General features: G+C 43.9%; 26 protein-coding genes. 6 read left to right on the top strand and 20 right to left on the bottom strand.

Annotated features, from left to right (window positions below):
- Positions 1-40 precede the first annotated feature (40 nt).
- A complete protein-coding gene (locus V6B33_RS01420; RefSeq protein WP_334215955.1) occupies positions 41-1,765 on the top strand; it encodes an amylo-alpha-1,6-glucosidase in 1,725 nt (574 codons plus the stop codon).
- Positions 1,766-1,972: 207 nt separating this feature from the next.
- On the opposite strand, the gene V6B33_RS01415 is transcribed toward V6B33_RS01420, so the two are convergent.
- From V6B33_RS01415 to V6B33_RS01390, 6 genes are all read right to left on the bottom strand, one after another.
- Positions 1,973-2,374 (bottom strand): nucleoside 2-deoxyribosyltransferase, encoded by a 402-nt coding sequence (locus tag V6B33_RS01415; RefSeq protein ID WP_334215954.1) that lies wholly within the window; start codon positions 2,372-2,374, stop codon positions 1,973-1,975.
- Positions 2,375-2,703: 329 nt separating this feature from the next.
- On the bottom strand, positions 2,704-3,453 hold the full coding sequence (locus V6B33_RS01410; protein WP_334215953.1) for an ABC transporter permease: 750 nt from the start codon (positions 3,451-3,453) through the stop codon (positions 2,704-2,706).
- Positions 3,454-4,218 carry an ABC transporter ATP-binding protein gene (locus tag V6B33_RS01405; protein WP_334215952.1) on the bottom strand — a complete coding sequence of 255 codons (765 nt, stop codon included), beginning with the start codon at positions 4,216-4,218 and terminating at the stop codon, positions 3,454-3,456. It abuts the gene before it with no gap.
- Between the two features lie 250 nt (positions 4,219-4,468).
- Positions 4,469-4,807 (bottom strand): DUF1048 domain-containing protein, encoded by a 339-nt coding sequence (locus V6B33_RS01400; RefSeq protein WP_334215951.1) that lies wholly within the window; start codon positions 4,805-4,807, stop codon positions 4,469-4,471.
- Between the two features lies 1 nt (position 4,808).
- Entirely contained in the window at positions 4,809-5,147 is a 339-nt protein-coding gene (locus tag V6B33_RS01395) for a PadR family transcriptional regulator (RefSeq protein WP_334215950.1), read from the bottom strand.
- 221 nt (positions 5,148-5,368) lie between these two features.
- Positions 5,369-5,980 (bottom strand): CGNR zinc finger domain-containing protein, encoded by a 612-nt coding sequence (locus V6B33_RS01390; protein WP_334215949.1) that lies wholly within the window; start codon positions 5,978-5,980, stop codon positions 5,369-5,371.
- 119 nt (positions 5,981-6,099) lie between these two features.
- Here V6B33_RS01390 and V6B33_RS01385 point away from each other — a divergent pair, with 119 nt between their 5' ends.
- On the top strand, positions 6,100-6,573 hold the full coding sequence (locus tag V6B33_RS01385; RefSeq protein WP_334215948.1) for a hypothetical protein: 474 nt from the start codon (positions 6,100-6,102) through the stop codon (positions 6,571-6,573).
- An 83-nt stretch (positions 6,574-6,656) separates the two neighbouring features.
- Here the strand turns inward: V6B33_RS01385 and V6B33_RS01380 are convergent, their stop codons facing one another.
- Positions 6,657-7,196 carry a GNAT family N-acetyltransferase gene (locus V6B33_RS01380; protein ID WP_334216403.1) on the bottom strand — a complete coding sequence of 180 codons (540 nt, stop codon included), beginning with the start codon at positions 7,194-7,196 and terminating at the stop codon, positions 6,657-6,659.
- A 91-nt stretch (positions 7,197-7,287) separates the two neighbouring features.
- Positions 7,288-7,452: a DUF2197 domain-containing protein gene (locus V6B33_RS01375; RefSeq protein ID WP_334215947.1), complete on the bottom strand. Its 165-nt coding sequence runs from the start codon at positions 7,450-7,452 to the stop codon at positions 7,288-7,290.
- A 214-nt stretch (positions 7,453-7,666) separates the two neighbouring features.
- Between V6B33_RS01375 and V6B33_RS01370 the strand changes: the two genes are divergently transcribed.
- On the top strand, positions 7,667-8,476 hold the full coding sequence (locus V6B33_RS01370) for a DUF6612 family protein (protein ID WP_334215946.1): 810 nt from the start codon (positions 7,667-7,669) through the stop codon (positions 8,474-8,476).
- The gene (locus tag V6B33_RS01365) at positions 8,451-8,579 is read left to right on the top strand and encodes a hypothetical protein (RefSeq protein ID WP_334215945.1); all 129 of its coding nucleotides are present in this window, start codon (positions 8,451-8,453) and stop codon (positions 8,577-8,579) included. The genes V6B33_RS01370 and V6B33_RS01365 overlap by 26 nt, the downstream gene beginning before the upstream one ends.
- A 271-nt stretch (positions 8,580-8,850) precedes the next feature.
- On the opposite strand, the gene V6B33_RS01360 is transcribed toward V6B33_RS01365, so the two are convergent.
- The 10 genes from V6B33_RS01360 to V6B33_RS01315 all read right to left on the bottom strand — a co-directional run bounded on the left by V6B33_RS01360 (position 8,851) and on the right by V6B33_RS01315 (position 20,136).
- Positions 8,851-9,321, bottom strand: a complete 471-nt coding sequence (locus tag V6B33_RS01360) for a GNAT family N-acetyltransferase (protein WP_334215944.1) — start codon at positions 9,319-9,321, stop codon at positions 8,851-8,853.
- 54 nt (positions 9,322-9,375) lie between these two features.
- A complete protein-coding gene (locus V6B33_RS01355; protein ID WP_334215943.1) occupies positions 9,376-9,915 on the bottom strand; it encodes a GNAT family N-acetyltransferase in 540 nt (179 codons plus the stop codon).
- 239 nt (positions 9,916-10,154) lie between these two features.
- Positions 10,155-10,634 carry an SRPBCC family protein gene (locus tag V6B33_RS01350; RefSeq protein ID WP_334215942.1) on the bottom strand — a complete coding sequence of 160 codons (480 nt, stop codon included), beginning with the start codon at positions 10,632-10,634 and terminating at the stop codon, positions 10,155-10,157.
- A 75-nt stretch (positions 10,635-10,709) separates the two neighbouring features.
- Entirely contained in the window at positions 10,710-11,048 is a 339-nt protein-coding gene (locus V6B33_RS01345; RefSeq protein WP_334215941.1) for an ArsR/SmtB family transcription factor, read from the bottom strand.
- A 742-nt stretch (positions 11,049-11,790) separates the two neighbouring features.
- On the bottom strand, positions 11,791-12,510 hold the full coding sequence (locus V6B33_RS01340) for a UTRA domain-containing protein (RefSeq protein WP_334215940.1): 720 nt from the start codon (positions 12,508-12,510) through the stop codon (positions 11,791-11,793).
- A gap of 763 nt (positions 12,511-13,273) precedes the next feature.
- Positions 13,274-14,851: a SagB family peptide dehydrogenase gene (locus V6B33_RS01335; RefSeq protein WP_334215939.1), complete on the bottom strand. Its 1,578-nt coding sequence runs from the start codon at positions 14,849-14,851 to the stop codon at positions 13,274-13,276.
- Positions 14,852-14,871: 20 nt separating this feature from the next.
- Complete coding sequence (locus tag V6B33_RS01330) at positions 14,872-16,818, bottom strand: TOMM precursor leader peptide-binding protein (RefSeq protein ID WP_334215938.1); 1,947 nt, start codon at positions 16,816-16,818, stop codon at positions 14,872-14,874.
- Positions 16,815-18,725, bottom strand: coding sequence for a putative thiazole-containing bacteriocin maturation protein (locus tag V6B33_RS01325; RefSeq protein ID WP_334215937.1), 1,911 nt, complete (start codon positions 18,723-18,725; stop codon positions 16,815-16,817). Before V6B33_RS01325 ends, V6B33_RS01330 begins: the two co-directional genes overlap by 4 nt.
- Before the next feature lie 156 nt (positions 18,726-18,881).
- Positions 18,882-19,133: a heterocycloanthracin/sonorensin family bacteriocin gene (locus V6B33_RS01320; protein WP_334215936.1), complete on the bottom strand. Its 252-nt coding sequence runs from the start codon at positions 19,131-19,133 to the stop codon at positions 18,882-18,884.
- Positions 19,134-19,554: 421 nt separating this feature from the next.
- Positions 19,555-20,136 carry a LysE family translocator gene (locus V6B33_RS01315; protein WP_334216402.1) on the bottom strand — a complete coding sequence of 194 codons (582 nt, stop codon included), beginning with the start codon at positions 20,134-20,136 and terminating at the stop codon, positions 19,555-19,557.
- Positions 20,137-20,269: 133 nt separating this feature from the next.
- Here V6B33_RS01315 and V6B33_RS01310 point away from each other — a divergent pair, with 133 nt between their 5' ends.
- The gene (locus tag V6B33_RS01310; RefSeq protein ID WP_334215935.1) at positions 20,270-21,154 is read left to right on the top strand and encodes a LysR family transcriptional regulator; all 885 of its coding nucleotides are present in this window, start codon (positions 20,270-20,272) and stop codon (positions 21,152-21,154) included.
- Positions 21,155-21,531: 377 nt separating this feature from the next.
- On the opposite strand, the gene V6B33_RS01305 is transcribed toward V6B33_RS01310, so the two are convergent.
- Complete coding sequence (locus V6B33_RS01305; protein ID WP_334215934.1) at positions 21,532-22,047, bottom strand: hypothetical protein; 516 nt, start codon at positions 22,045-22,047, stop codon at positions 21,532-21,534.
- A gap of 231 nt (positions 22,048-22,278) precedes the next feature.
- Between V6B33_RS01305 and V6B33_RS01300 the strand changes: the two genes are divergently transcribed.
- A complete protein-coding gene (locus V6B33_RS01300; protein ID WP_334215933.1) occupies positions 22,279-22,704 on the top strand; it encodes a VOC family protein in 426 nt (141 codons plus the stop codon).
- 221 nt (positions 22,705-22,925) lie between these two features.
- Here V6B33_RS01300 and V6B33_RS01295 read toward each other — a convergent pair whose 3' ends face one another.
- Entirely contained in the window at positions 22,926-23,747 is an 822-nt protein-coding gene (locus tag V6B33_RS01295; protein ID WP_334215932.1) for a nucleotidyltransferase, read from the bottom strand.
- Positions 23,748-23,776: the final 29 nt, after the last annotated feature.

Below are 23,776 nucleotides of genomic sequence, written 5' to 3'. Positions count from 1 at the left end.
AATCATTGTCAAGACAATTTAGAAAAAAGGAGCGCTAAACATGGATATCACGACTACACCGATGAGCCACTTCGGTTCCTATATGGCCCTTACCTGGCAGAAAAGCGACATTCCTGAAAAAAACGGTTTGTATATAAACTCTGTACGGGGTAAATCCAAACAGCATCAGAATGCCCTCAAGATCTTCCCTACTGTGAACGGGACCCCCGTCCCCTACACATATGTAGCCAGCGAATTTCAACTCTCGCTTTCATTCGACGGCGGGGAACTGAACCTGTGCTTCGAAGATTCCGAACGTATTTTTGTAAAAGGGACCGGTGAAAACGTCGGGCTCATCCTCGACACCCAGCCCGTCTTCAACTTTGAATATAACTATCTATTAGGCAATCCCGGTGAAGAGTTCTGCCTAATCAACAGCTACAAGAATCTAACCAAGTACATGATCTTCGCCCCTAACGGCTCTGTCTCCCTACAGCAGAATGTCTTCATGGACACGACCGGGAGCACAGTCGAGGCGGATAATCTGTCTTCTATACACATTACCCAGTCGGACGGCCGTCAAGACTTTCTATGTGTCATCGAGGACGTCCCGACCAATGGCGGTTTCCCTGAAGAGCGGGAATACTCATTCGAGGCAGCACTTGATAAAAGCACGAACCATTTTCTTGAGTTCCTGGCAAAACAGCCCCCTGTCCCTGCAGGCTATGAACAGACACTGAGAGAAGCCGCGTATCTGAACTGGACGTGCATCGTCAATGAGCAAGGTCTGTTAAAAAGAAAAGCGATGTACATGTCGAACGCAAACTTTCCCGGTGTATGGAGCTGGGACAATGCATTCAACGGACTCGCTCTCGCCGGTGTCGACGATCAGCTCGCTTGGGATCAGATCCAGCTGTTATTCGACCACCAGGATGACAAAGGCCAGATCCCCGGATCCGTCAGCGACTCGACCATACGCTGGAACTTCTCCAAGCCGCCGGTTCAAGGTTTGTTCGTACTGAAGATGATGGAAAAGATGACCCTCTCCACCGAACAGCTGGAGTCCATCTTTTCACAGATTAAGAGGCACGTAGAGTTCTATCTGCACTACAAGGATTTCAACCGTGACGGCATCTGCGAATACCATCACGGCAATGATTCCGGCCAGGACAACAGCACCGTATTCAGGGATGCCGACATCATCGATTCACCCGACCTGGCCGCGTTCCTGATCAAGTCGATGGATATGCTGGCAGTCGTTGCAGGGAAACTCGGACGTACACACGACCAGAACCATTGGGAAAAAGAAGCGGACAGATACACACAGAAATTCTGCGACTACTTCCTGGTAGATGACCTGCCCGTCGCCCGCTTCACAAGAGACGGAAAAGCGATCGAAAGCCAAGGGTGCCTGCCGCTGGTTTCCATTATCCTTGCTGATAAACTGCCGGAAGCTGCCCGCATAAAAATGATCGAAACATTGAGCAGCGACCGTTACCTGACCAAATGGGGAATCGCTTCCGAAGCAATCGACAGCCCTCTTTATGAAGAAGACGCCTACTGGCGCGGCCCGATCTGGGCGCCGACGACCCTTCTGTTCGTGGAAGCATTTGAAGAGTGCGGGGAACATGAGCTGGCAAAAGACGTTGCCTGGAAATTCCTCGAGCTCTGTAAACACGGAGGATTCGCGGAGAACTTCCATGCAGAGACTGGTGAAGGACTGAGGGATCTTGCGCATACGTGGACGTCGAGTGTGTTTATTCATTTGGCAGGGAAACTGAGTTAATTAAAAAGGTCAATCAGTCTCTGTAATACTTTTGGTTTGTGCTGTCAGTTTGCGTATGTTAACATGTAACCAATCTTGAAATTGACCTCAGATTTATTTAAAAAAGTCGTCGTGACCCGTCACGACGACTTTTTCTTATAATAAACTTTTGAAGTTCATAAAACTCTTCTTCAGAAAGCTTGAAATTTTGCAATATGAATCCCCTTGCTAATACCTTGAAATCTTTTCCAACAAATCATCAAGTGTTCCGTAACATTTTTCAACACCAGGTAAATGATAGAACGTACTTGTTGTTTCAACGTTATCTATTGCTCTGTCTGGCGAGTAAAGAAATACTCGCTTTCCTTGGCCAATGGCTACCCCCAATTCAATATGGGTCCCTTTTCCGCCTGGTAATATAACAACAATAAAATCCGATTCCAGGACAGCCTTTTTCTCGCTTTGGCCTATCGTTATTAAATCTTCCACTGTTAACGTATTTTCTTCCCTTGCCTTTGCATTCCTGGTCCAATCATATGTATGAACATACCCGTTATTTACTAATTGGCTGATCACATAGCGAACAGCATCAACGTTTCGAAAACTCGAGGCAACGTAAAACTTCTCCATAAAATCTTCTCCTCATCTTTAAAAATAAACCGCATCTTGAACCTCGTAATAATTCTCCAAAAAAGCCTGGATACTTCTCTTTACATATTTCTCAACCTCTAACAACCTAATATTAACATATTTTTCTAAACCCCTTAATTATCTTCTATACACTGATTTCCATCACCATTAATTCAATCATGTCCTGATATAACAACAAAAAGCACATGGAGTTCGCTGTGAAACTTCGTGCTTTTTCTTCTTATTTATTACTCAAAAACAATTAAAAACCCACCTCTGCGGCAAAGAAAAGGTGGATTTTCTAAAAGTGATAGCAAATCATACTGCACTTACCCCAACTGACGTCTAAATACTTTACCCGCGAAGAAGTAAGCGATGACCATGATACCGACGCACCAGGCAAGCGAGTTCCAGATGCCGTTGCCGACATTCCCTTCATACAACAGGGCACGAATCGAATTCACGATGGACGTGACGGGCTGGTTCTCTGCGAACGCCCGAACTACTGCAGGCATGGTTTCGGTGGGGACAAATGCCGAACTGATAAACGGCAGAAATATCAACGGATACGAGTATGCCGTAGCCCCTTCCATAGATCCAGCTGTCAATCCGGGAATAACCGCCAGCCATGTGAGGGCTAGTGTAAACAGCACGAGTATCCCAATTACCGCGAGCCAATCCAGAAGATCAGCATCAGACCTGAATCCCATCAAGAGTGCGACAAGAATCACCACCGCGACAGCAAGCGCATTGGAAAGAAGTGAGGTCAATACGTGAGCCCACAATATAGATGAACGCTTGATGGGCATGGTAAGGAAACGGGACATCAGCCCGCTCTTCACATCCGTAAAGAGCCGCAGAGACGTGTAGGCGACACCAGATGCAATCGTGATCAGCAAGATTCCCGGCAATAAAAAATTTACATAGTTATCCGTGCCTGTCTCGATTGCACCGCCAAATACGTATACAAACAGCAGCATCATGATGATCGGCGTAATCGCCACCGTGATGATCGTATCCGGGCTGCGCATGATCGTGCGCATTAACCGCCCCAGTAATACCCCTGTATTACTTTTCATTTACATCTCCTCCTTTTGATTGCCGATGATTGCGAGGAATATTTCCTCCAATGCTGGCTGCTTCTCGATGTATTCCACTTTCGCCGGCGGAAACATCTTCTTGAGTTCAGTAAGGGTACCGGTCGTGATGATTTTTCCGCCATGCAGGATGGCAATCCGGTCTGCGAGCTGTTCCGCTTCCTCCAGGTACTGGGTCGTCAGCAATATCGTCGTGCCGCCGCCTGCGAGCTCCTTGACGGTATCCCAGACTTCAATCCGGGCTTCGGGATCAAGCCCTGTGGTCGGTTCATCGAGAAAAATCACTGCCGGTTCCCCTATCAGGCTCATAGCGATGTCCAGCCGGCGCTTCATCCCGCCGGAATACTGATCCGCACGTCGGTTGGCTGCATCGGTGAGACTGAATCTTGCAAGCAGGTCATCAGCTACTTGAGAGGGTTTGGGAACCCCGCGCAACTTGGCAATCATCATCAGATTTTCCCGCCCGGTCTGCATCCCATCCAAAGCCGCAAACTGTCCTGTCAGACTGATTACCTGGCGGATATGATCCGGTTGACGCTGAACGTCAAAGCTGCAAATCCCTGCTTCGCCGCTATCTGCCTTCATCAGTGTCGAGAGGATGTTGACGATCGTTGTCTTGCCCGCTCCATTTGAACCCAGCAACGCGAAAATTTCGCCGCGCTGCACTTCAAAGTCCACTCCCTTTAAGACTTCCTTGTCTTTAAAGGATTTTTTCAACCCCTTTACAGATATCGCTGCATTACTCATGTTTTTTTCCTCCTCATAAAAAGCGCTAAATTGTCTATACTCCACTACATAGTCAGACTGATATTCTGTATTACTTACTACTGAGTGAAAAAAATAACTGAATAGGGAAGATGCAAGAAAACCATTGGTTACCAGCTATTCAGTCGGTATACTCTATTGATTTACGTTTTTAAATCGTACCAGATATTCGCTGCTTTACGAGATTGCTCCATTGTTAAAAATCAGGCGAATATCCACTTGAATTTGACCGTTAATCACGTCGAATCGAATCGTTCAATTTTGCACGATGCTTATCACTCCAGGTTTCCGCGTCCTTCACTAGTTCATCGCAGAATGCTGCCACATCTTCACCCGTGAGGTCAGTGACTTTCTTGCCTTCAGCTGCACCTTCCTCGAACAGGTCGAGAATGCCATTAAAGATACGGCTGGTGTCCTTCCAATCAGTGAGACCGCCAGCGGTCCACATATATTTCTGGATCGCTTTGTAGGCGTCGCGGTATTCACTTGGAAGTGACTTCGCTCTTGCCTCCATTGCCTTCCATTCCCGCTTGTCAGCCATACTTCCAATCACTTTTTCAATAAACTTCATCTTATCCTCTCCTTTTGAGTTCTTTCGTTTTGAGTTCATTAATTTTGCTTGAGACGAACTCCCATTTCTCCCAAAATATTTCGAGTTTCTCCTGACCTGCTGCGTTGAGTGTGTAAAATTTTCTCGGCGGTCCTACAGTCGATGGCTTTTTTTCAATGTCCACAAGATTGTTTTTCTCAAGACGCATGGTTATCGTATAAACCGTGCCTTCCACCACATCAGTGAAGCCAAGTTCTCTGAGCTGCTGCGTGATTTCATAGCCATATGTTTCACCGCGGCTAATGATCTCGAGCACACAGCCCTCAAGCACCCCTTTCAGCATCTCCGTTATATGTTCCAATAGTCCACCCCCTCATTTGTATTCAATAAACTTTCAGTACTCTGTATCTTGGTATGTTGGTTTGCGTACTTAGTAACACTAACTACTAGTATATAGTATGCCATAGTAGCGTTAGTTGTCAACAATAATTTTATTTTTCTGCCTTTATCATTAGAAAGCTGCCATCGATCCCGAAGGAATACCAATCTTCCCCACCCAATAAGAAAAGTGACCGGGTATGGTCACTTTTCTTTCTGGTGAAATCGCCGTGCTTTTGCCCGGTTGCCGCAATCGGCCATGGAGCACCAGCGGCGGCTCCGGTTCCGGCTCGTATCGAAGAATAACCATCCACAAGGGTCTCCCTCACATTGCTTGATTCGTTTCAAATCGTTTTGGGAAACAAGTAAATCTACAGCAGATTGCAAAATCGGTGGGAGCATTGTGTCCAGGTTGTTCCCGGCATGCTTGAAGCTCAACGTGTACTGATTCTGTTCATGGATTACTTGCAACCGTTGATAGAAGCGGCTCACAAATTCATTGAAATGTTCTAAATCCCGCGGGTAGGGCGGTGTTTCCTTTGAAATTGCCTTAAAGATTCGAAACATGACCTCCCGCATGTCGATTGCCTGATTCAGAATATCTCCCGCTTCAGACGGTTTCTCTTCCGCTTTTAAAAGAAGTGCTTTTGCTTGTTGTCCGGTCAAGACGTCAGCATGGATGCACCAGTCGACCAATTCGGCGTAACTCGTAAACCAATTCCGCCTTTTCTCAGCACTTTCCCGCCAGCTGACGGTATTGATGAAATCCAAACACAAACGTTCGCCGACCATCATATAAGGGTTCGTTTCCGACATAATCATAACTCCTTTACTATAACCATCATAATACATATTGACAGTTAGAAACAACTGAGTTAAACTATAACCGTCTAAAGAAGTTTTAGTGGTTAAATTCAAATTCAGGAGGTACTGAGATGAACAATCCGATGATGGCAGCTGTTAGAACATTGTTGAAGGAAACATTTGATGGACCTGAAGAAAACGCAAGCTGGTACACAGAAGCGAAACCCGGCAGTGGGTTATTCGGAACGCTAGGAACATTATCGGCAGAAGATGCTTCGATCCCGGTCAATGGCACGACAATCGCCGCACAAACGGATCATACCCGCTATTACTTATGGGCTGCGAATTCTTCCTTAAACGGCGAAGAACCCAGGAAGGACTGGGGAGCATCATGGAAAATCTCATCCGTTGATGAACTCACTTGGGCACAATATAATAGCGAACTTCAACAAGAATACACAACCCTGCTTAAAACGATTGATTCACTTGACTCCTTGGATGAACAGACATCGAATGGTCTGTTGGGAGCGGTCGCTCACTCCGCCTACCATCTCGGCTCGATACGTCAGATGATCAAAGCGATCAACGTTCCAAGCCGAACATAAACATGAAGAAAGCTCCAAGGATCGAATCCTTGGAGCTTTCAATTTGAGGCTGGTATTGAGCCGTCCCCGTGTAACAGAACGCATCAGTCGTCAGGATTTATTATCGCTAACACTTGATGATCTTCCCATTTTCCGTTTATCTTTACATTTTTTTTAGCAAGTCCTTCTTTATGAAAGCCTGCTTTTTCCAACACCCTGATTGACGCTATGTTATGGGGCATGACTCCTGCCTCAATTCGGTGCAGGTTGATCTCATTAAATGCATATTCCACTATTAGCTCGACAGCTTCAGTGGCATAGCCTTTTCCATTATTACTTTTATCCAGGAAATATCCTATAAAAGCACTTTGAAGATCTCCCCGCAGCACTTGAAATAAACTGATTGAGCCAATTAAAGTATCTGTATCATTCGTAAAAATCCCCAGATTATACTCTTCATCCGTGCTCATATGTTCAGCATATTTCCTGATCCTTTCCGTTTGACCTTCAATTGTATAGAAATCACTACTGCGCGTCATTGAAAATCTTTCAAAGAATTCCCGATTATTCAGTTGATACTTCAGGCTTTCCTCAGCATCTTTTACGGTTAATGGCCGTATATGAATGTGCTTGTTTTTCATCATAACCTTCTCTAATCCTCCTGACACGCTCCTGCCCCCTAATTAAAAAATTTTAACTAATGAATCCTACTATTAGTAAAACACCAATAAAAAACTATCTAAAGAAATTTTTAATTGCATCCATGCGCACCTTATGACTACAATCATCGCAACAAAAAATCCTATTCCTTCTTTCCTTAAATTGTTTATATTTTCGTGAACCTTCGTATACTTTGAATGTTCTTTTGCAACTGTAACAAAGTACCTCATAATACACCATTGTGATCCTCCAAAGTGACACATTACTTTTTATTTGATCGATCGAAGAGTGTAATCAGTTCTCTAATATATTCCTGAACATTGTTTATAAAAGAAATCCTTCCTCTAATGCTGCTTCTATTGCCAACCTTTTTTATCAATTTATTTCCAATGCCGTTGAATCTTATATTGTATAAATGTAACCTAATATGTAGTCATACTCTATAGGAGGAAAAATGAAGAAACTACTATTTCTTTTTATATGTACTTTTACATTATCCATAGTAGCCACAGCTTGTTCACACAATTCAGAGGCTCCAAAAGATGTAGTAAGTGCTTCTATTAAAGCAATGGAGGAAGTAAACAGCTTTAGGTCAGTAATTGAGGTTCGCCAGGATACTATTTACGCTGAAACATCACCTTCAAAGGATAGAACCACCATTAAGATGGATTATATAAAAGAACCGGAAGCATTATATCAAACGACCCACATTAGCATTGGTGATGGTTATCAGAACTTTAAAGGAGAATTATATCTCGTTGAAGGTGATGTATATTCAACTGATGTTCTTTCCAGATGGACCAAGGGCTCAGATGCAGGGGTTCACCCTTCTTTGGAAACTACTAGAAAGCATCTTAATGTACTATATGAGCTTAAATGGCTGCAGTCACATTCTGATAAGATACAAATGGAAGAAAAGGACGAACAGTATGTTCTTACACTTTCAGGTTCAGGGGATCCCTTTAAAAGTATTACTGAATACTTATTGGACCTCACTAGACCGGCATTATATTCTTCACAGTTTGTAGATAATCTCGTTACAAACTCACTAACCTACAAAGTATTCATTGATAAAGAAAGTCTCAGACCAGAAAGCACTATTATCACTACTGATTTGGAAATGTCAGTTGATGAAGGTCACAATTCTATAGAAACGATTCAAACAATCAAACAATCCTATTCTAATTTCAATGAAGTCGAATCCATTGTCCTTCCTGATGAGGTAAGAGAAAATCATATTGATCATACAAGTTCTGAAGGATAATATAACAAAATCATTGATTGAAGCAGATCTAAAAATGGACATTTGGGATGAGACAGAAGATTTAATCACCAACACAGTCATTGAAGAAGACATCACTCAATAGGACGAAAAAGAAAGTTTTGTAATTTCAGATGAAGTATTAGAAAGTGACCTCGATAATTAAACTCGAGAAAGCAAGTTAAAGAATGAAAAGCTTCCGTACTATTTGTAAGGAAGCCTTTTTATTCGGTTTGTTAAATAGTATTGTCGTAATCAATGACCACAACAAATTATTTCTCCTAGCCATGAATTAACTTTAATGCCGGCTTAGTTCTTGAAAACTCCATTATGGCATGATTCTATTACCTGGCCACTCACGCATAGGAAAGAGAGCATTATAAATCTATCCCCATCCGCCTCATTTTTGTCTCTAACTTCATTGATTCATAGAACTTTATAGCATCTTCGTTAAACTCCCACACGCTTAATTCCAATGAATCTGCTTCTATGCTCTTAGCGAACTCTACTATTTTTGCAAAGAATCGTTTCCCCAACCCTTTGCCTCTGTACTTACGATCGACACCAAAATCGTCCATATAGACAACTTTCTTTGGAATGAGAATGGGTCTTTCCTTTGTATGTTGTATCGTAATGATTGAATAAGCGATTGGCTGTTCTTCCTCTAATAGGAATACCTTTGTGTTCTCTCCATCAATCAAGTTGTTGAAATACTCCCTGTCCAACGTGGTATCAGCCATCTTATAATGGTCAGGTCTTTCCTTTGTATGAAATTCGTGAACTTGTTGCTGTATTTGATGAACCACATCATAATCATTCCTGGTGGCTTCTCTCATATCTATATCCACTATTCTCCCCCTTGATGTTGGTTGTTTGAGTTTTAGTGCTTGTTCTCAGATCATCTAAAACTTTACTATCGAATACACCTTTAAATCCCTATGTTCCCCTTTAACATACATTACCTTTCTGCTTATCCCTTCAAAAGACATACCTAACTTGTTCATAACACGCTCTGAACCCTTGTTTTCTAAAAAGCATCTCGCCTGTATTCGAACTAAATTCATACGGTCGAAGCCAAAAGAAATGACCGCCATAGCGGCTTCGGTTATTATCCCTTTGCCCCAGTATTCTTTAGATAGAACATATCCAATTTCAGCACTATTATGTTCCGGCTGCCACCAAACAAAGTGGACCGTTCCAATGAATGTACCATTTTCTTTAAGCTCAATTCCCCATAGAGCATCATATTGAGATAGAAACGTATGTATAAATTCAACTGTATCTGATAATGAGGAATGAGTTTCCCACGTTACATCTCTCGTTACTTCTTCATTCGAAGCATAGGAATACATATCTTCTGCATCATCCCGTGTGATTTTTCTAAGGATGAGCCGTTCCGTTTCTAGTTTAGGTACCTCAGCAAACTTTTCTAAAATATTCATAGATCCACCACTTTACAATTTAGTATCGATTGATAATAAGTTTATCACTTTTTGAAAATTGTGTATTTAATTAACCTGCCCTTCTTTAGAATAGAAGAAAAGCTGAAGACCTTCTTCCGGATCTTCAGCTAGTGGCCATCTTTAACGAAACAAAGGAGAATTCAATATTTTTAAATTGCGTCCGTTTATGGAAAGGCATCCATCCTTTGTTTATCAAAATTAAATTTACGTTAATTCCTTTATATATAATCCTCTAATTGATGGAATGTACCTGAAAATCCTTCATGAATCATGTGTTGTGATTCTTCAAAGGTTCTAAGTTCCTCTTCGGTTGCTGATACAGGGGTCACTATAGCTATAACTGTTGTTTTTCTATTTGCTTCTTTAAAAGTTATGGTGTTAAGGGTTTCTAAAGGCCAATTTTCGTTAAATGGCGCACGTATAACGTTACCTTCCTCATCAGAAAAGAAACTGGTATAAACTATTTTCTCTGGTTCAATCATTTCACTGTATACAAACTTAACCCACATTTCATCGCCGTCAGCAGGTTTCTGGCTGTAATGAAAGACACCACCTGAGCGAAAATCTGATTCATAAACCTTAAATGTCCACCCTTTTGGACCCCACCAGTTCTGTAAATGTTCTGATTCGGTGAATGCCCTAAACACCAGTTCACGTGGAGCATTAAAAGTATGAATTATTTTGACTTGAGTTGTCATTGTATTTCCTCCCGACTTTTTTCACATCCGGCAAAAGCTAATTGAGCTTGTTTGATACCTTTTTACAGGACAAGACTACTTGCCATCGTCGTTAATATTCGTGTCCTTCCTTTGCAGGTCCACCAGGTAATTGTCTAAGCGATCGAATCTCTCATCCCAGATGTGGCAATAAGATTGCAGCCAGTTGTCTAGATCTTTGAAAGATTCACTCCGTAGCTTGTAGATTCTGCGATTGGCGACAGGTTGAATATCCACCAGACCTGCATCACGGAGTACACGTAGATGTTTAGAAGTTTGAGGTTGACGCAGACCAAGATGATCGGATATTTCCCCTACTGTTAGTGGGCTTTGACGTAATAGTTCGATTATTTGTAAGCGATTGGGCTCGGCAAGAGCACTAAATACTTTCTCCATGATCTGAGTATAACTTATTAGGAATATTCCTGTAAAGGAATATTTAGCATGCAAGAATTAAAACAGCCATTATTATATAGAATCCAGATTTGATAATAACGCCTCCTTTAAGAACTTGACGAAAACCAAACTAATTTAGTTTCCGATATTCCAATAAACTGCTCGTCAGTGAAATGTGCATTAAGGTGTATTCCATATGAGAGTACGCACTATGAGTGGACCAATTACCGTAAATATCAGAACAACAGCATTCCCAAAATACCTATGTTCCTCATTACCCTTTGCTGCCAATCCAAGAAAGAATAACCCCACTGATTGAACCCGCTATCATCAAAGAAAAGACTACTTCATTCGGAACTAAATCAATTCCGTTCAAGAATAAAATATAAACCACTAGATCAAGTCCACATATTAAAACGATATAACATTAAAGTAATTTTTCAATTTTCACACTCCTTATACCGCCATTAATTTTACCATAAATTTCATATCCCTTTGTTAAACAGTCCTGCCCATTCGAAATAAAGAATGGAGATGAACTGCCTGCTCCAGCAAGTTACATTCATAATAGATATTTCTATCTTGTATTATTAAGTACTTTTGTTGAGCATTACTTTTATTCCATTTAATTCCCCTATACAAAAAGAAAAGAGCCTCACACAAAAATAGGGTGAGACTCTAAACCGGTACTATTATTTAGCCACATCTGCATTAAGGATGCTTTTCTCTATTGGGACAATTTTCATTTCCTCCGCGTCTGATCAAAAAACACAAAATTCCCCGGTGTATGACGCGATTGCGTATGTTCGAACATTACACCATCGGCATTGAAAATATGACTCGTTACCACGACGACGCTGTTGAAACCGTCAAGCTTCAAAAACTTTTCATCCGCTTCCGTCGTCCGCTCCACCACCATCTTCCTTTTCGCCGTGACCGCCCGCTGATCGAGTTCCTTGTCGAGATACTCATAAATCGAATCCTCCGCGATCTCGGCCGTCAGCCCTTTCACGACATCCTTTCGGAAATAATTGTAGTCCATGATCACCGGATTTCCTTCGAGATAACGGACCCGCTTCAGGTGATACACCTCAACCCCAACCGGAATCAGCGTATGGGCATGAAGTTCCTCATCAACCGTCAGCTCCTCAAACACAATCACTTTCGTTTCATGCTTCTTATGATTCCTGAGGGCAAACTCCTTGAACGTCTCTGTCTCCCCGAACATATACTCATTCTGCTTGAAATCCTGATAAATCACACGCGCACCCTGTCCGTGCTTCGTCTGTACATACCCCTCGCTCACCAAATTCCCGATCGCCCGCCGCACTGTATTCCGCGAGCAGTCATACTCCTTCACCATCGTATTCTCCGAAGGCAGCAGGTGCTGGTACTCATAAATACTCTGTTCGATTTTCTGTTTCAGGTCTTGATAGATTTCTATGTATTTCGTTTTTGGCATGGTTGCCTCCTGTACTGCACTTGTTCTTATTGAGATAGTATCATATGTGAGGGCAAAGGTGGACCTTCATGCGGTCACAAATTTATCATCCCTATCCATGAACCATGGGGATCAGCTGTGAATCCTGGTTAATAACCATTTCATTACAGGCGGGAATTGTTAATGAGGAAATGAATTCAATCATACAAATTACATGTAAATAAAACCACTCTTATCAAAGAAATAAGAATGGCTTTACTGGTCCACTAATCATTTAAAGGCTTTCGACAAGTGGCTTGAATACGGGGAAAGTAGCTTGAATATGAAGAAAGTGGCTTGAATAATCAATATGTGGCACGTAAATTTCGATAGTGGCATGTATTTTAAAAAAGTGGCTTGAATCGTTTGATTGGCAGATATGAGAACCTCCTCCGTGAGTCAATATTCCCCCCTGGACTGGGTTCCAAGACGATTTATGCTGACTTTTCAGGATTTATGCTGAATTATTTGGATATATGCTGAAAAAAATGAGTTTATGCTGACTTTTTAAAATTTATGCTGAATTATTTCTCTTTATGCTGATTTTTACAAAAATACCCAATCACAACCGGTACTGGTTCTCATTCTACTTTACCACTTTATTTGCCTGGGCAGCAGCTCATAAGGATTCTGCTAATGTAAAGTCAAAAGGCAGAACGGGAACCGAGTCCCCGCTCTACCTCCGAAATCCACGAGTACAGGTACCCCGGCCCCAAAAGCCACTGCACCTGTCCCCTGGTCTGCCCTAACTCAACAAACTCCCCCTCACCCAACCCCGCTCCCGAAATGGCCCGATTGGTATTTGAATCAAGGTCGTTCGGCCTTCTGAATCCAGTTTGTAAATTCGATCCGTCAATGTCGTATCAAACCCAAGCAGCGGGTGTCCGCCAAACCCTGCGGCGGATGCAGCCAAAAGCAGGCGCTGGACAAGCATGCCGGCTTCCATTTGCATGATCCTGTAGCCTCTGTATCCAAAGGTGTCTTTATCGTACTCTTTGTTCCCGATGATATGAAGGCAGAGCGGCACCTGCAGCAAATTAACGTTATCAAGTGACAGACCGGATTGCAGCTGAAGGCGATAATCACCTGTGCCGATTTCCCGCAATGAATGGCGGCCGCTGTCATATGCGTATGCGCCATCCGGTATGCCTTCCACGTTATAAAAACAGCCGTAAATCGAAACGCGGGGTTCTCTGTCGTAAAAAATTTCGTCTATGTCACTTCGAAATGAGTAAGACTGAGTTGCGCCCTTCAATAAAGCAGCCAGTCCCTGCTGACTGACCTTACCCATGGTAAAATCCATTTCCGGTGAATAGCGATTTTTGCATACCGAAGCAAAATCATACGCCAGGGACTCTGCCTCTGGCAGATGGATTTCTTTCTCCCCTCCTTCAAACACCGGTTGTCGACCGAGTTTCCGGAAATCATCTGTGCAATCTATTTTTGAAGCTTCATTCACCGCCAGCAACATCGGAAACTCCCGAACCCTTCCAGAACGTTCATAATGTTCTACAGAAATAGCGGGCAGTTCCCCGCATAATTCCTCAGCGGTGAATGCCCCTTCCGTCCCCCTCCCATTCCCAGCCCAATTCGTTGCAGCAGCCGAAAGCGGGATGACGGTATAGACATTTTCTTCTTCCTCGGTCAGTCCAAGCAAATGGTTGACCGCTGAATCGAGAAATTGAACATACACCCCTGACTCGAATCCAAACCGTTTGGCCGTTTCCAGCAGCTGCCCCATCAGGACGCCGGCATCCAGTCCCTGCAAGCGGTAGGAAAAGTTATTGTATTTGAAGAAATTTTTCCAAAATCGTGTGGAGACAAAGGCTGTGCCGAAACAGGATGAGATGTCGCAGCGATTGCCGAGTGATCGTTCTACGTACGAATCGAAATTCCCTTCCCGGAGCAGGTCGAGGCAGTGACGGGCGGCATCATAGTGGTAGATTCCATGGGGCAGCTCATCCAATTTTAAATAGATATATAGTTCATTCGGATAGAGCGCCCCTCCGGATGGAGCAAACCGCCGGCAGGAGTGGATGGGGTATGACTCCTGCTCGGGTGAATCATCATGATCCACCGACTGGCTTACCCCTGTGATGCCATAGACATACCAGAGAAAATGACCGATTCTTTCTACATCCGGTTTTAACGGCTGCTTGCTACCGGTGAGTGACAGTGGTACTTCGGCAGACAATGGCACCACCGGCAATCCCCGGTACAGCTTATAGGGAAGGGGCGCATCATCCCAGTCCGCTTCCCAGTTTGGCTGATTGGCCCGCTCAATATCAAATTGCAGGTTGTGCAGAAATTCTTCCAGACTCATCCTCCTTACCTCCCAGTATCCTAAGGAAACGGATGCGGTTTTTGGTTGAGCTCCTCGAATGTCAATGGCCGGTCGGCATATCCCAGTTCCGCCGGGACGGTAAGGACCCGTTCAAGTCCCGTCAGACGGGTAAGATGATGCCCGAATGTCATGGGAAGCATGCCGGGAATCAAGACTTTTACGCAGTGCAGCCCGTTCTGTGCAAGTTCTGGCGCGGTCTGGTCAACAACAATGACATCAAGGTTCCGGCTTCGTAATGCTGCCAAGATATCCTTAAGGTCATCCGTCAGATCACTGTGATCGGACGTCCATTTGAATTCTTCACGGAAACTCCGCAATGGACGGCTGTCATTCAGTAAAAACCCTAATCGTTCTTCGGCCTGCGGCAATCCATATAGCATGCCATGGTCATCCATCTGCCTCACCAGGGAATCATCGTAAATCATTTCTTCAAATTTCGCCTTGTTCTTCTCCAATTTATCATCAAGATTCAGCATCATCCCGGCAAGCTCTTGGATCGCGCTTTTTGCCGCTCTTACCGGATCCAGATGGGCACCTGCCGCGAGGATCAGATTCAGCCCCTTATCCTTCCTGTTCTTTGCCATCGCAAAGACGCTTGGAATACCGTGCTCCATTGTGGAATTATACAAATAGAGATCATACCCAGCGACCGCCCGCATCCGTTCAATCATTAACTGCAACTCCTCGTCCTCAGCTGTGAGAGGATCAAGACGCGGCAGGTTGAGTTCTGCGTACCAGGTCAAAAGGAACGAATCCCGTTCAACGACCTCCATGATTCCGTAAAAAATCGCTTCCTCCCTGCTTCCGCCTAGTGCACAGCCATTGGACGTTTCATAGACAAATCCGGAAGAGCCGCAGCCCAGACTGTAATAGCTAAGGAGCTCAGGGACGAGAATCGGCCGCTCCTCAATGAGTGAATAGCCCCATACCCAGTCAATGGCCCTGTCCCTATCAAACTTTTCAAACGGGAAACCTTGCATTGCGTACTGCTCGTTGGTATGCACGCCGACCTTCAGCGGATTCAGTGCATGTTCCTTCACATTCCGGTAGCTGTCATGGACGACTGTCCGTTTGCCGCGCGGCTCCAACCCGCAGTGACGCTCCAATCCTTCAAGAATGGCTGTCAGCTCGCTGTCCGAGTAAGCCTGAGTCCGGCCGGCCGTCCCTTCATCCCCGGAGAACATCGGCATATTGACACTCGCATCGGCAAATGGCGTCACCAGGTCAAACATCTTACTGTTAAAAAGTCCGGTCCGATTATCCAGGTAGTCTTTTATAAGAACGTCTTTCAGCTCATCAAGGGGCGTACAGCGGAAACTGTCCCTATGGATTTTCCTGCTGGGCTGAAGGGAAACACGGGCTAATTCCGGCGAATCGTCCGGAATCAGGCTGCAACTCCGGCATAACGAATCGGGAACAAAGGAGTGCCAGGAGCTGTTCAATGATTTCAAGTCGGTTAAGCATACCCGTCCTTCTGAAAGTGTCTTTTCATCCTCAAGGATCCTGCCGGCTTCTGCTGCGATGATGTGTGCCATATGCAACAAACCGGTATTCGAAGCCCATGGGTCGTTCGTTATTCCACCCTCTTCAGCGAGTTTATCCTGTACCTCCCGCATCTCCTGCCGCTCCTTTCCTCCAAGGAGACGCCGCAGATTGGCACATTGTGAGCATCCCGGCGTGTTAGGACGAACGAGTGGTCCGATGATTCCTTCTCCAAACGAAACGAAGCCTCTCAGCCATGGAACCTGAGTCCCCCTCATCACTTCTTCTGCCTGCTGATGAACAGCCGGATTCCATGTATCATGGAGTGCCAGCACCAAATCTGTACGTGCAGGGAATCTTGTTTCAAAGCTGCTCTGCCTGAAGACGGGATACCGGGCTGAAATTTGCGCACATACATGGTCCGAAAGCCTTCCCTCACCCACAATCACCACGAAAGAACTCATTGCATTTCCTCCTCTCGCAGCAGCACAGCAAACACGCCTTCGGTCTCCTGTTTAAAAACGGATTCCATATCCAGTTCATATACCGCTACCTGCTTCTGATTCCGTTTCAAGGTTTCGATTGCATCTTTCAGATTTTCAGACTGGATCCTGTCTTCATCGGCTGGAATGGCTGTTCTCTCTGCACTTCCTTCCTCTGCCACAGCTGCAACAGGTTTTGCATCGAAAGCATCAGTACCGTTCTGAGCATAAAAAATCGCATGCTGCAGAGAATTCCTCAGCGCCATGGTGATCGTTAAACCGGTGTTTCCATACCAGCCGTTTCTTCCCCGGACATAGACGACAGGAAAACCGTCCAAATCCTCACCCACTCCGATTTCCGGCTCTCCTTGTATCGTGGTCAGTGCCTTTATATAGAAAGTGCATCTTTCATCCTCGACCGCATCTAATTCAAGTCGGGAAACGGTACTCTTTTGAAGGGATTCTCTTTTTCTCAGCCCATCAGTCAAACACTTCTGAAGACCGCGTCCAACGCATTCCGCAAACGTCGCCCCTGTGCAGGTGGCCATATATTCACCTGCCCCATGAGGAACAATCAAACTGCTTAATCCTGAAGCGTATCCCTCTATTCCTATTAACCCGGCTTCCCGTCGTGCTTCTTCATGGGTCAAGCCGCTGCAGATCACCTCATCCAGCAGTTCTGCCGGACCTTCAGACAGGACATCGACCGGCTGGACCCGGCATTGAGCCAATGGCAGCTGCTTCGTATCTCCTTCCTCCCATATATGAAAAACCCCGGTCTCTTTTGACGTCAGCAGACTGAAGAAATACAGCAGTTTTTCAGGATCAGATCTTTCCGACACCTGTTCCAGCCGCGTTTCCAGACTCCCAACAGCTTCAGCCGCTGCAATTCCTGTCTCCAGAGGATGTGGTAAAAATGAATGCCAGCTTCCTTCAAGCGTTTCTGTATCCAGCAGGAAAATCCGATTCCTCTGATTAGATTTTGTCACTCCTGTAGCCTCTTTAAATAATTCAAAGACAATCATGTTTGCAAGCATCGCTCCAGGGATTTCTGATTGGGCAGAGTACTGATTTTCTTTTTTTAATGCAGTAGTGTGCAGTCGCCTCCATGCAGATTCCCAGCCAGCCTCGGAATCGGGATGGATGAGTGGTCCGGCGATTCCTTTTTGATTCTGACAAATTGCCGGAACGAACAGCTTCTGATCTGTCCTGCAAATGGTTTGAAGAAGTTCCAATTTCCCCAGGTTTTCTTTTTGAGTCACATACAGGATCGAATCGAAAGGCTTCAAGGTCTCCCGCCATCCCTCTTCACTTAATCCGACTTCCCGGAATTCTACCTCCGGATCTGTTTGACGGGCATGGTCGACAAGTTCCATCAGCCTGCCTCTATTAACAAGAACCTCATCGGTAATGAGCACCTGCAGCTTCGCCAATCCCGATTCAATCAGCGATGAAACCAATGAAGTCAGAAAAGGGCCGGACCCCACCACCAGGACATTTGAATGGCGGTAGGTCTCAAACCTTGAAGCTCCCGACTCTGCCAAACTATCCACAAATTCGATTTGTGATGCGAATTTTTCCACTGCATGCCGAGGCAGCTGGTGCGGCAGGTCCCTGCTTACATCCCGCACAAATCCATTCCCAAGCAAAACCTCTGCCATTTCCATGACCCTGTCTTTATAAGGACCAGGCAGTCCGTTCGTCAAATACTCAAGTGAGTACTCCCCATTGAACATCGGCAGCAGCTTTTCAACCCATTGATCAATTCCACTTCCTTCCATCCGGAAAGAACATTGGTTATTCCTAAAATAAACACCGCTGTTTGGTTCAGGGATGTAAAACGTATCCCTCTTTACTTTTAATCGCATAGAAGGGTCTAATTTTTCCATATCGCTCCTCCTTACCCCCGCTGCTTTCATATTGTTTAGTGACCGTCATTACCATCTTATGAATCTCACTTTGTCCGATATGTATAAAAAAGACCCCTGCACAGACTCATGCAGGGGTTGGTACTGTGATTTTGAAAACGAAATGCTAAAAGCTGATTAACGACCGCAGCGTCCGCATCTGCCGCAACCGCCACATCTTCCGCACCTGCCGCAACCGCCGCAACGGAAGCACCCTCCGCAGCCAAAACAGCTAAAGAAGCACGAGAACCCAAAGCCAAAACATCCCCCAAATCCAAGGAAAATCCGTTCGTCATGTGGATCATACATATGTTGATCCCAGGAAACAGGTTGTGTTGCCTGGAAATCACCTACATTCAGACCTTGAAGTTCATTGTGAAAATTATTCATCATCTTCATTACCTCCCAAATAAATTACCAATGGCTCTCATCCAAGAAACAAAACAATTGAGCTTTCTAAGACATAACTCTGTAATTAGGTGCATTCACTATAAATGTGACACTCCCAAACAATTTATGTAATTTTGGTGGGTATTGTTACTGATACAAAAGCCTATTTTTACTTGGGGATGCCATTGAGAAGAACAAAAAAATACTCCAGTCAATGGACGACCGGAGTTTGATCTCTTTAATAAAACTTCAGTTTATGAACCGGTATATTCAGAAGATGATAGTTCTGCAAAAACCTGACCAATAATCACCTTATCCAGTTTGATTAAATGACACAGGCTTGAATAAGAAAGAGAAAATTATTATTATTGATCCACTCGGGATCACTGTGATTTGGGTTAACCGGAGACACTTCTGCCCCCTATCCCGCAGCCACCATCACTGCACAATAAACCAGCAGACCTCCCATCACAAATCGGAAACCCTTGTCATGCTTCGCCAGGAAATCCTTCAATATCGAGCCGAATGCCGACCATAGAAGCAGGGCGAGCCAGCCCAGACAGATGGTGATGGTCATGTATAGTCCGATGGATGAAACCGATTGATGGTACGGTAAAATAAAGGCACTCATCACGGTTAAGAAGAACAGGATGCTCTTCACATTAATTACTTGGAAGATGAATCCTGACAGAAACGACGACTGCACGGCTGCGGTTTCCTTCCCCGCCCGTTTTGGCAGACTGACCTGCCAGGCCAGGTACAGAAGATAAGCAGCACCAGCCAGTTTAAAATACGGTTCGATGACGGGAATCCAGCTGTAGAGACCTGCTGTAAAAACCCCGCTGATCATGCCAAGTACGGCAAACCCTGAAAGGATGCCGCTGTTGAATTGCCACGCCCCTGCAAATCCAAACCTCCGTGACTCATTCATCATTAAAATATTGCTTGGTCCCGGTGTGACCGATGTGATGATTACATACGATAGAAACGCTGCTATATTCAACTCATTCACCTTCATTCCTCATTTACTTCCTGATAGCCTTTATTGTAAAATGAACGCAACGATAAATAAAATTGAAATATAAAATATCATTATCATTTTTTTCGATACAGAAAACGATAAGGAGACATGCGAGATGGAAATCAGACACCTGATCACCTTCCAGACCATCATCGAACAAGGCAGTTATACGGGGGCAGCCGAGAAATTAGGCTACACACAATCAACGATCACCTCCCATATCCAGGCACTCGAACACGAAATCGGCGGCGCCCTTTTCACCTATATAAAAAGGAAATTGCAGCTCACCCATCTGGGCAGGGAATTAATACCACTGGCAGAAGACCTGCTTTCCACCCACGATCAAATCAAGAACATCCAATCTGCCCGCGAAGTAAAAGGCGTCATACGGGTGGCGGCTCCAGAGTCACTGACCATCTCCCTGTTGGGCTCGATCATAAGGGACTACTCGATAAAATATCCACACGTCCGACTCATCCTGACCAACGGCACATGCGGCCAGAACCAAACCGACCTATTAAGCGGACGCGTCGATCTCGCCCTCATGGTCTACCCGGAAATCAGCCTGGACAAATGCATTCATCACAACTTGGGCGAAGAAGAAATCATCATCGTCACAAGCCATGACGGACCCGATCATTTTGATGAGTATAAAAAGAAGAACAATGCCGTCTTCATCACCAACGAAGAAGGCTGCAGCTACCGGAACATGTTCGAAACACACCTCACGAAACAAGGTATCTCCCCCTTCCAGACAATGGAACTCTGGAGCATCGAAGCCATCAAACAAATGGTCAAGAGCGGCCTTGGGTTTGCCGTCCTGCCTTACATCACTGTCAAAGAAGAACTTGAAAGCGGTACATTGAAACGGCTCCAACACTCCGAACAATTTGAACCCATCTATTCTCATATGCTGATTAAAAAGAAGAAGTGGCTCTCGCCTGCTGTAGAGGCTTTTGGGGAAATGGTGTTGGGGGCTGTTGGCGAGTCTGGGGGGTGATGGACTAGGAATAGAGTAAAGCTGAAGCCGGGTACTTTACCAGGGAGGGAAAACTATCATTTTCCCTGTAAGCAGAATTATCGATACGTCAGCGGGTATTAGAATCAGTGAAAATACGGTTTTGATAATATATTTCTCTTTTTGATAGTAAATGGGTGATTTTTGATAATATATTGGGATTTTTGATAATAAGCGGGCCGTTTTTGATAATAAATATATTCGTGGCCACTGTAATACCCCCGATCACAGTGGGAACACATGACCATTAAGGAATTGTCCAGCCATTCATACCGGATATTTACTTAACTTGACTGAATCACAGTGAAAAATGAATGTATGTTGTCAACTTTCATCCCTGCATGACATTTTCAAGTGGGTCAAGGTACCTGTCCCCCCGACCCATCCATCCAATACAGCTGCTTGTTCCCGGTTGTCAGATCTACAGTTTCAATATAATCCGGCACTTTATCAAATGTATGCCTGGCCCATTTCACGACAGACTGTATGAATGTGTGGATCTGTTGCTCCAACGGATAGACCACATATTTGCGGACGCTGAATTGTACAGGGTCGTGTCTCACAATCAAGTATTCCACTGATACATGTTGATGTATCTGCTCATCATACATTTCCCAGAATGTGCAGACCCACTCATTCTGATGAGCCGTTTCCTTCTTATCTATCGTTTGCATTAAATGATCGATGATCTGAGCCAGCGATATGTAATAGCATCCATTTGAAGGGAAATCTTTCCGATTTAAAGTAGATTGCAAATCGGAAATAGCACTTAAGACAGACAGCATCGTCCGCTCTTTACAAGGAAGCTGGTACACCTTGGATATAACTTCATCGACAAATGATTGCAGGTCATCCTTCCAGTTACTAATCGTCAATTACTCTCCACTCCTCTTACTATGTATGGGTATATCTTAATTGATAATGATTATCAATGTCAATAATGTTCTTCATTAGCACAAGAAAATTGCTTCTATGATATAAAAGTGTTTTACTTGGGTTCAAGTTGTTTAAGAAGGAAATTTTCTGTTTTTAGCGAATTAGAGTCACAAGCAAACTAATCAGGAATGCAAGATTATGAAAAATTACAGAAACAAGGAGGTTTGGATATGAAGATCAATAGAATAGATCATGTAGGTGTAATTGTACATGATCTCTCTGCTGCTAAAGATTTTTTTCTCGATATAGGGCTGGAAGTGCTGGGGGAAGCAGAAGTAGAAGGTGAGTGGGCAGAACGAATAATTGGGCTTAATGACGTTAGAGAGACGGTTGTAATGTTAGGGATGCCGAACGGTGAGGCAACTTTGGAACTGATCAAGTTTCATTCGCCTTCAGTTGAAAAAGGGATTCAGCACCCTACTTTACATACCCATATTGCATTTGCTGTTGAAGATATTGAAGAAATTGTTGCCAAATTGAAAAAAAGAGGCACAGAACTTTTTGGTGAGATACAAAACTACGAAAACACATATAAATTATGCTACGCTCGTGGCCCAGAAGGGATTATGATAGAGTTTGCGGAGAAAATCAAATAAATATTGAATGGGACTTTAATTGATTACGATTTCCAACAAACTTGTTTTGATAGTAAACAACAGCTTTATTACATTAAGAACATCGATTATTTTGTCGTTATCAATTTAAAAGACGTTATAGAATAAAGCAAACAGGCGCAATTGTGGAAATTCAAAAGCCTAATTTCTTACTAACGATACGGAGGAATCAGGCTTTTTTTATTCGATGAATTCTAAAATAATTATATGACTTTATGAGCTTTCAGCCAATTTTCAGCCTCATTTATCATCCAATTTCCCATCCGCTCTAAAAATCCCAGTATTTCATCCGGATTTTCAACCGGGTTAATCGAATAATGAACGGCTTGTTTCATCTCAGTTTCTTTCCCTGGATAATGTTTCGCAAATGCCTTATATGCCGGGTATAAGTCTCTTGTATAGTTGGATTCTTTATCAATCACTAGAGCAAGTCCTGCCCTGACGATAATTTTCATGATCCATCTGCAGCAGTCCACGATATCTTCCTTATCTTCATTCCCATCAAGATCTTCTTTTGCTTGGTCTATTTGTCTTTTTAGATTCCCAATATGTTCATTCCCAAGCGTTAGATCAGCTTTATAATCAGGTAAGAAGTCACTTACATCTTTTCCGTAAACACATACACTATGAGTCTTAATCATGAACGATATGATTGAAAAGTGATCCGATTCTAAAACATCTTTAATAGGATAAAAACTAAATTCCACTCCATCGACACAGTTATACTTTTTGTTCAAAAGTTGTTCTGCTTTTTCCACCCATCCCAGATCTATGTCTTGAATACTCTTATTCGTAAGAGCGATTGTATCCAGATCCGAAACGCCCTCTATACCCAATCCACGCGGAATAGAACCTCTAATGTATATACTGTGCAAGTCTGATTTTAAATGGGTCTGGTAATGGTCTACTGTCTCTTCAATCACCTTGGAAAATGCAGGGTTGATGTTTAACGGGCTGGAATCATTTATGATATTTCCGTTGCGATCCGTCGGACAAAATCGTCCAATATTTTTGATTTTTGTCAAAGAAGCCTCTCCTTTTGTTAAGCTGTCCT

This window comes from Mangrovibacillus sp. Mu-81, assembly GCF_036867415.1.
Classification (GTDB): Bacteria; Bacillota; Bacilli; order Bacillales; family Bacillaceae_B; genus Rossellomorea.
Note: the sequence above shows the minus strand (reverse complement) of the source record. Positions and strands in the feature narration are given on the sequence as shown.

Bases quoted from the DNA above. Each gene is read 5' to 3' on its own strand.
- V6B33_RS01350 (WP_334215942.1), bottom strand. From the start codon at position 10,634: ATGACAACTCAAGTCAAAATAATTCATACTTTTAATGCTCCACGTGAA.
- V6B33_RS01415 (WP_334215954.1), bottom strand. From the start codon at position 2,374: ATGGAGAAGTTTTACGTTGCCTCGAGTTTTCGAAACGTTGATGCTGTT.
- V6B33_RS01300 (WP_334215933.1), top strand. From the start codon at position 22,279: ATGAAGATCAATAGAATAGATCATGTAGGTGTAATTGTACATGATCTC.
- V6B33_RS01390 (WP_334215949.1), bottom strand. From the start codon at position 5,980: ATGTCGGAAACGAACCCTTATATGATGGTCGGCGAACGTTTGTGTTTG.
- V6B33_RS01405 (WP_334215952.1), bottom strand. From the start codon at position 4,218: ATGAGTAATGCAGCGATATCTGTAAAGGGGTTGAAAAAATCCTTTAAA.
- V6B33_RS01340 (WP_334215940.1), bottom strand. From the start codon at position 12,510: ATGCCAAAAACGAAATACATAGAAATCTATCAAGACCTGAAACAGAAA.
- V6B33_RS01375 (WP_334215947.1), bottom strand. From the start codon at position 7,452: ATGGTGTATTATGAGGTACTTTGTTACAGTTGCAAAAGAACATTCAAA.
- V6B33_RS01410 (WP_334215953.1), bottom strand. From the start codon at position 3,453: ATGAAAAGTAATACAGGGGTATTACTGGGGCGGTTAATGCGCACGATC.
- V6B33_RS01420 (WP_334215955.1), top strand. From the start codon at position 41: ATGGATATCACGACTACACCGATGAGCCACTTCGGTTCCTATATGGCC.
- V6B33_RS01370 (WP_334215946.1), top strand. From the start codon at position 7,667: ATGAAGAAACTACTATTTCTTTTTATATGTACTTTTACATTATCCATA.
- V6B33_RS01355 (WP_334215943.1), bottom strand. From the start codon at position 9,915: ATGAATATTTTAGAAAAGTTTGCTGAGGTACCTAAACTAGAAACGGAA.
- V6B33_RS01400 (WP_334215951.1), bottom strand. From the start codon at position 4,807: ATGAAGTTTATTGAAAAAGTGATTGGAAGTATGGCTGACAAGCGGGAA.
- V6B33_RS01380 (WP_334216403.1), bottom strand. From the start codon at position 7,196: ATGATGAAAAACAAGCACATTCATATACGGCCATTAACCGTAAAAGAT.
- V6B33_RS01325 (WP_334215937.1), bottom strand. From the start codon at position 18,725: ATGGAAAAATTAGACCCTTCTATGCGATTAAAAGTAAAGAGGGATACG.
- V6B33_RS01310 (WP_334215935.1), top strand. From the start codon at position 20,270: ATGGAAATCAGACACCTGATCACCTTCCAGACCATCATCGAACAAGGC.
- V6B33_RS01320 (WP_334215936.1), bottom strand. From the start codon at position 19,133: ATGAATAATTTTCACAATGAACTTCAAGGTCTGAATGTAGGTGATTTC.
- V6B33_RS01335 (WP_334215939.1), bottom strand. From the start codon at position 14,851: ATGAGTCTGGAAGAATTTCTGCACAACCTGCAATTTGATATTGAGCGG.
- V6B33_RS01385 (WP_334215948.1), top strand. From the start codon at position 6,100: ATGAACAATCCGATGATGGCAGCTGTTAGAACATTGTTGAAGGAAACA.
- V6B33_RS01345 (WP_334215941.1), bottom strand. From the start codon at position 11,048: ATGGAGAAAGTATTTAGTGCTCTTGCCGAGCCCAATCGCTTACAAATA.
- V6B33_RS01330 (WP_334215938.1), bottom strand. From the start codon at position 16,818: ATGAGTTCTTTCGTGGTGATTGTGGGTGAGGGAAGGCTTTCGGACCAT.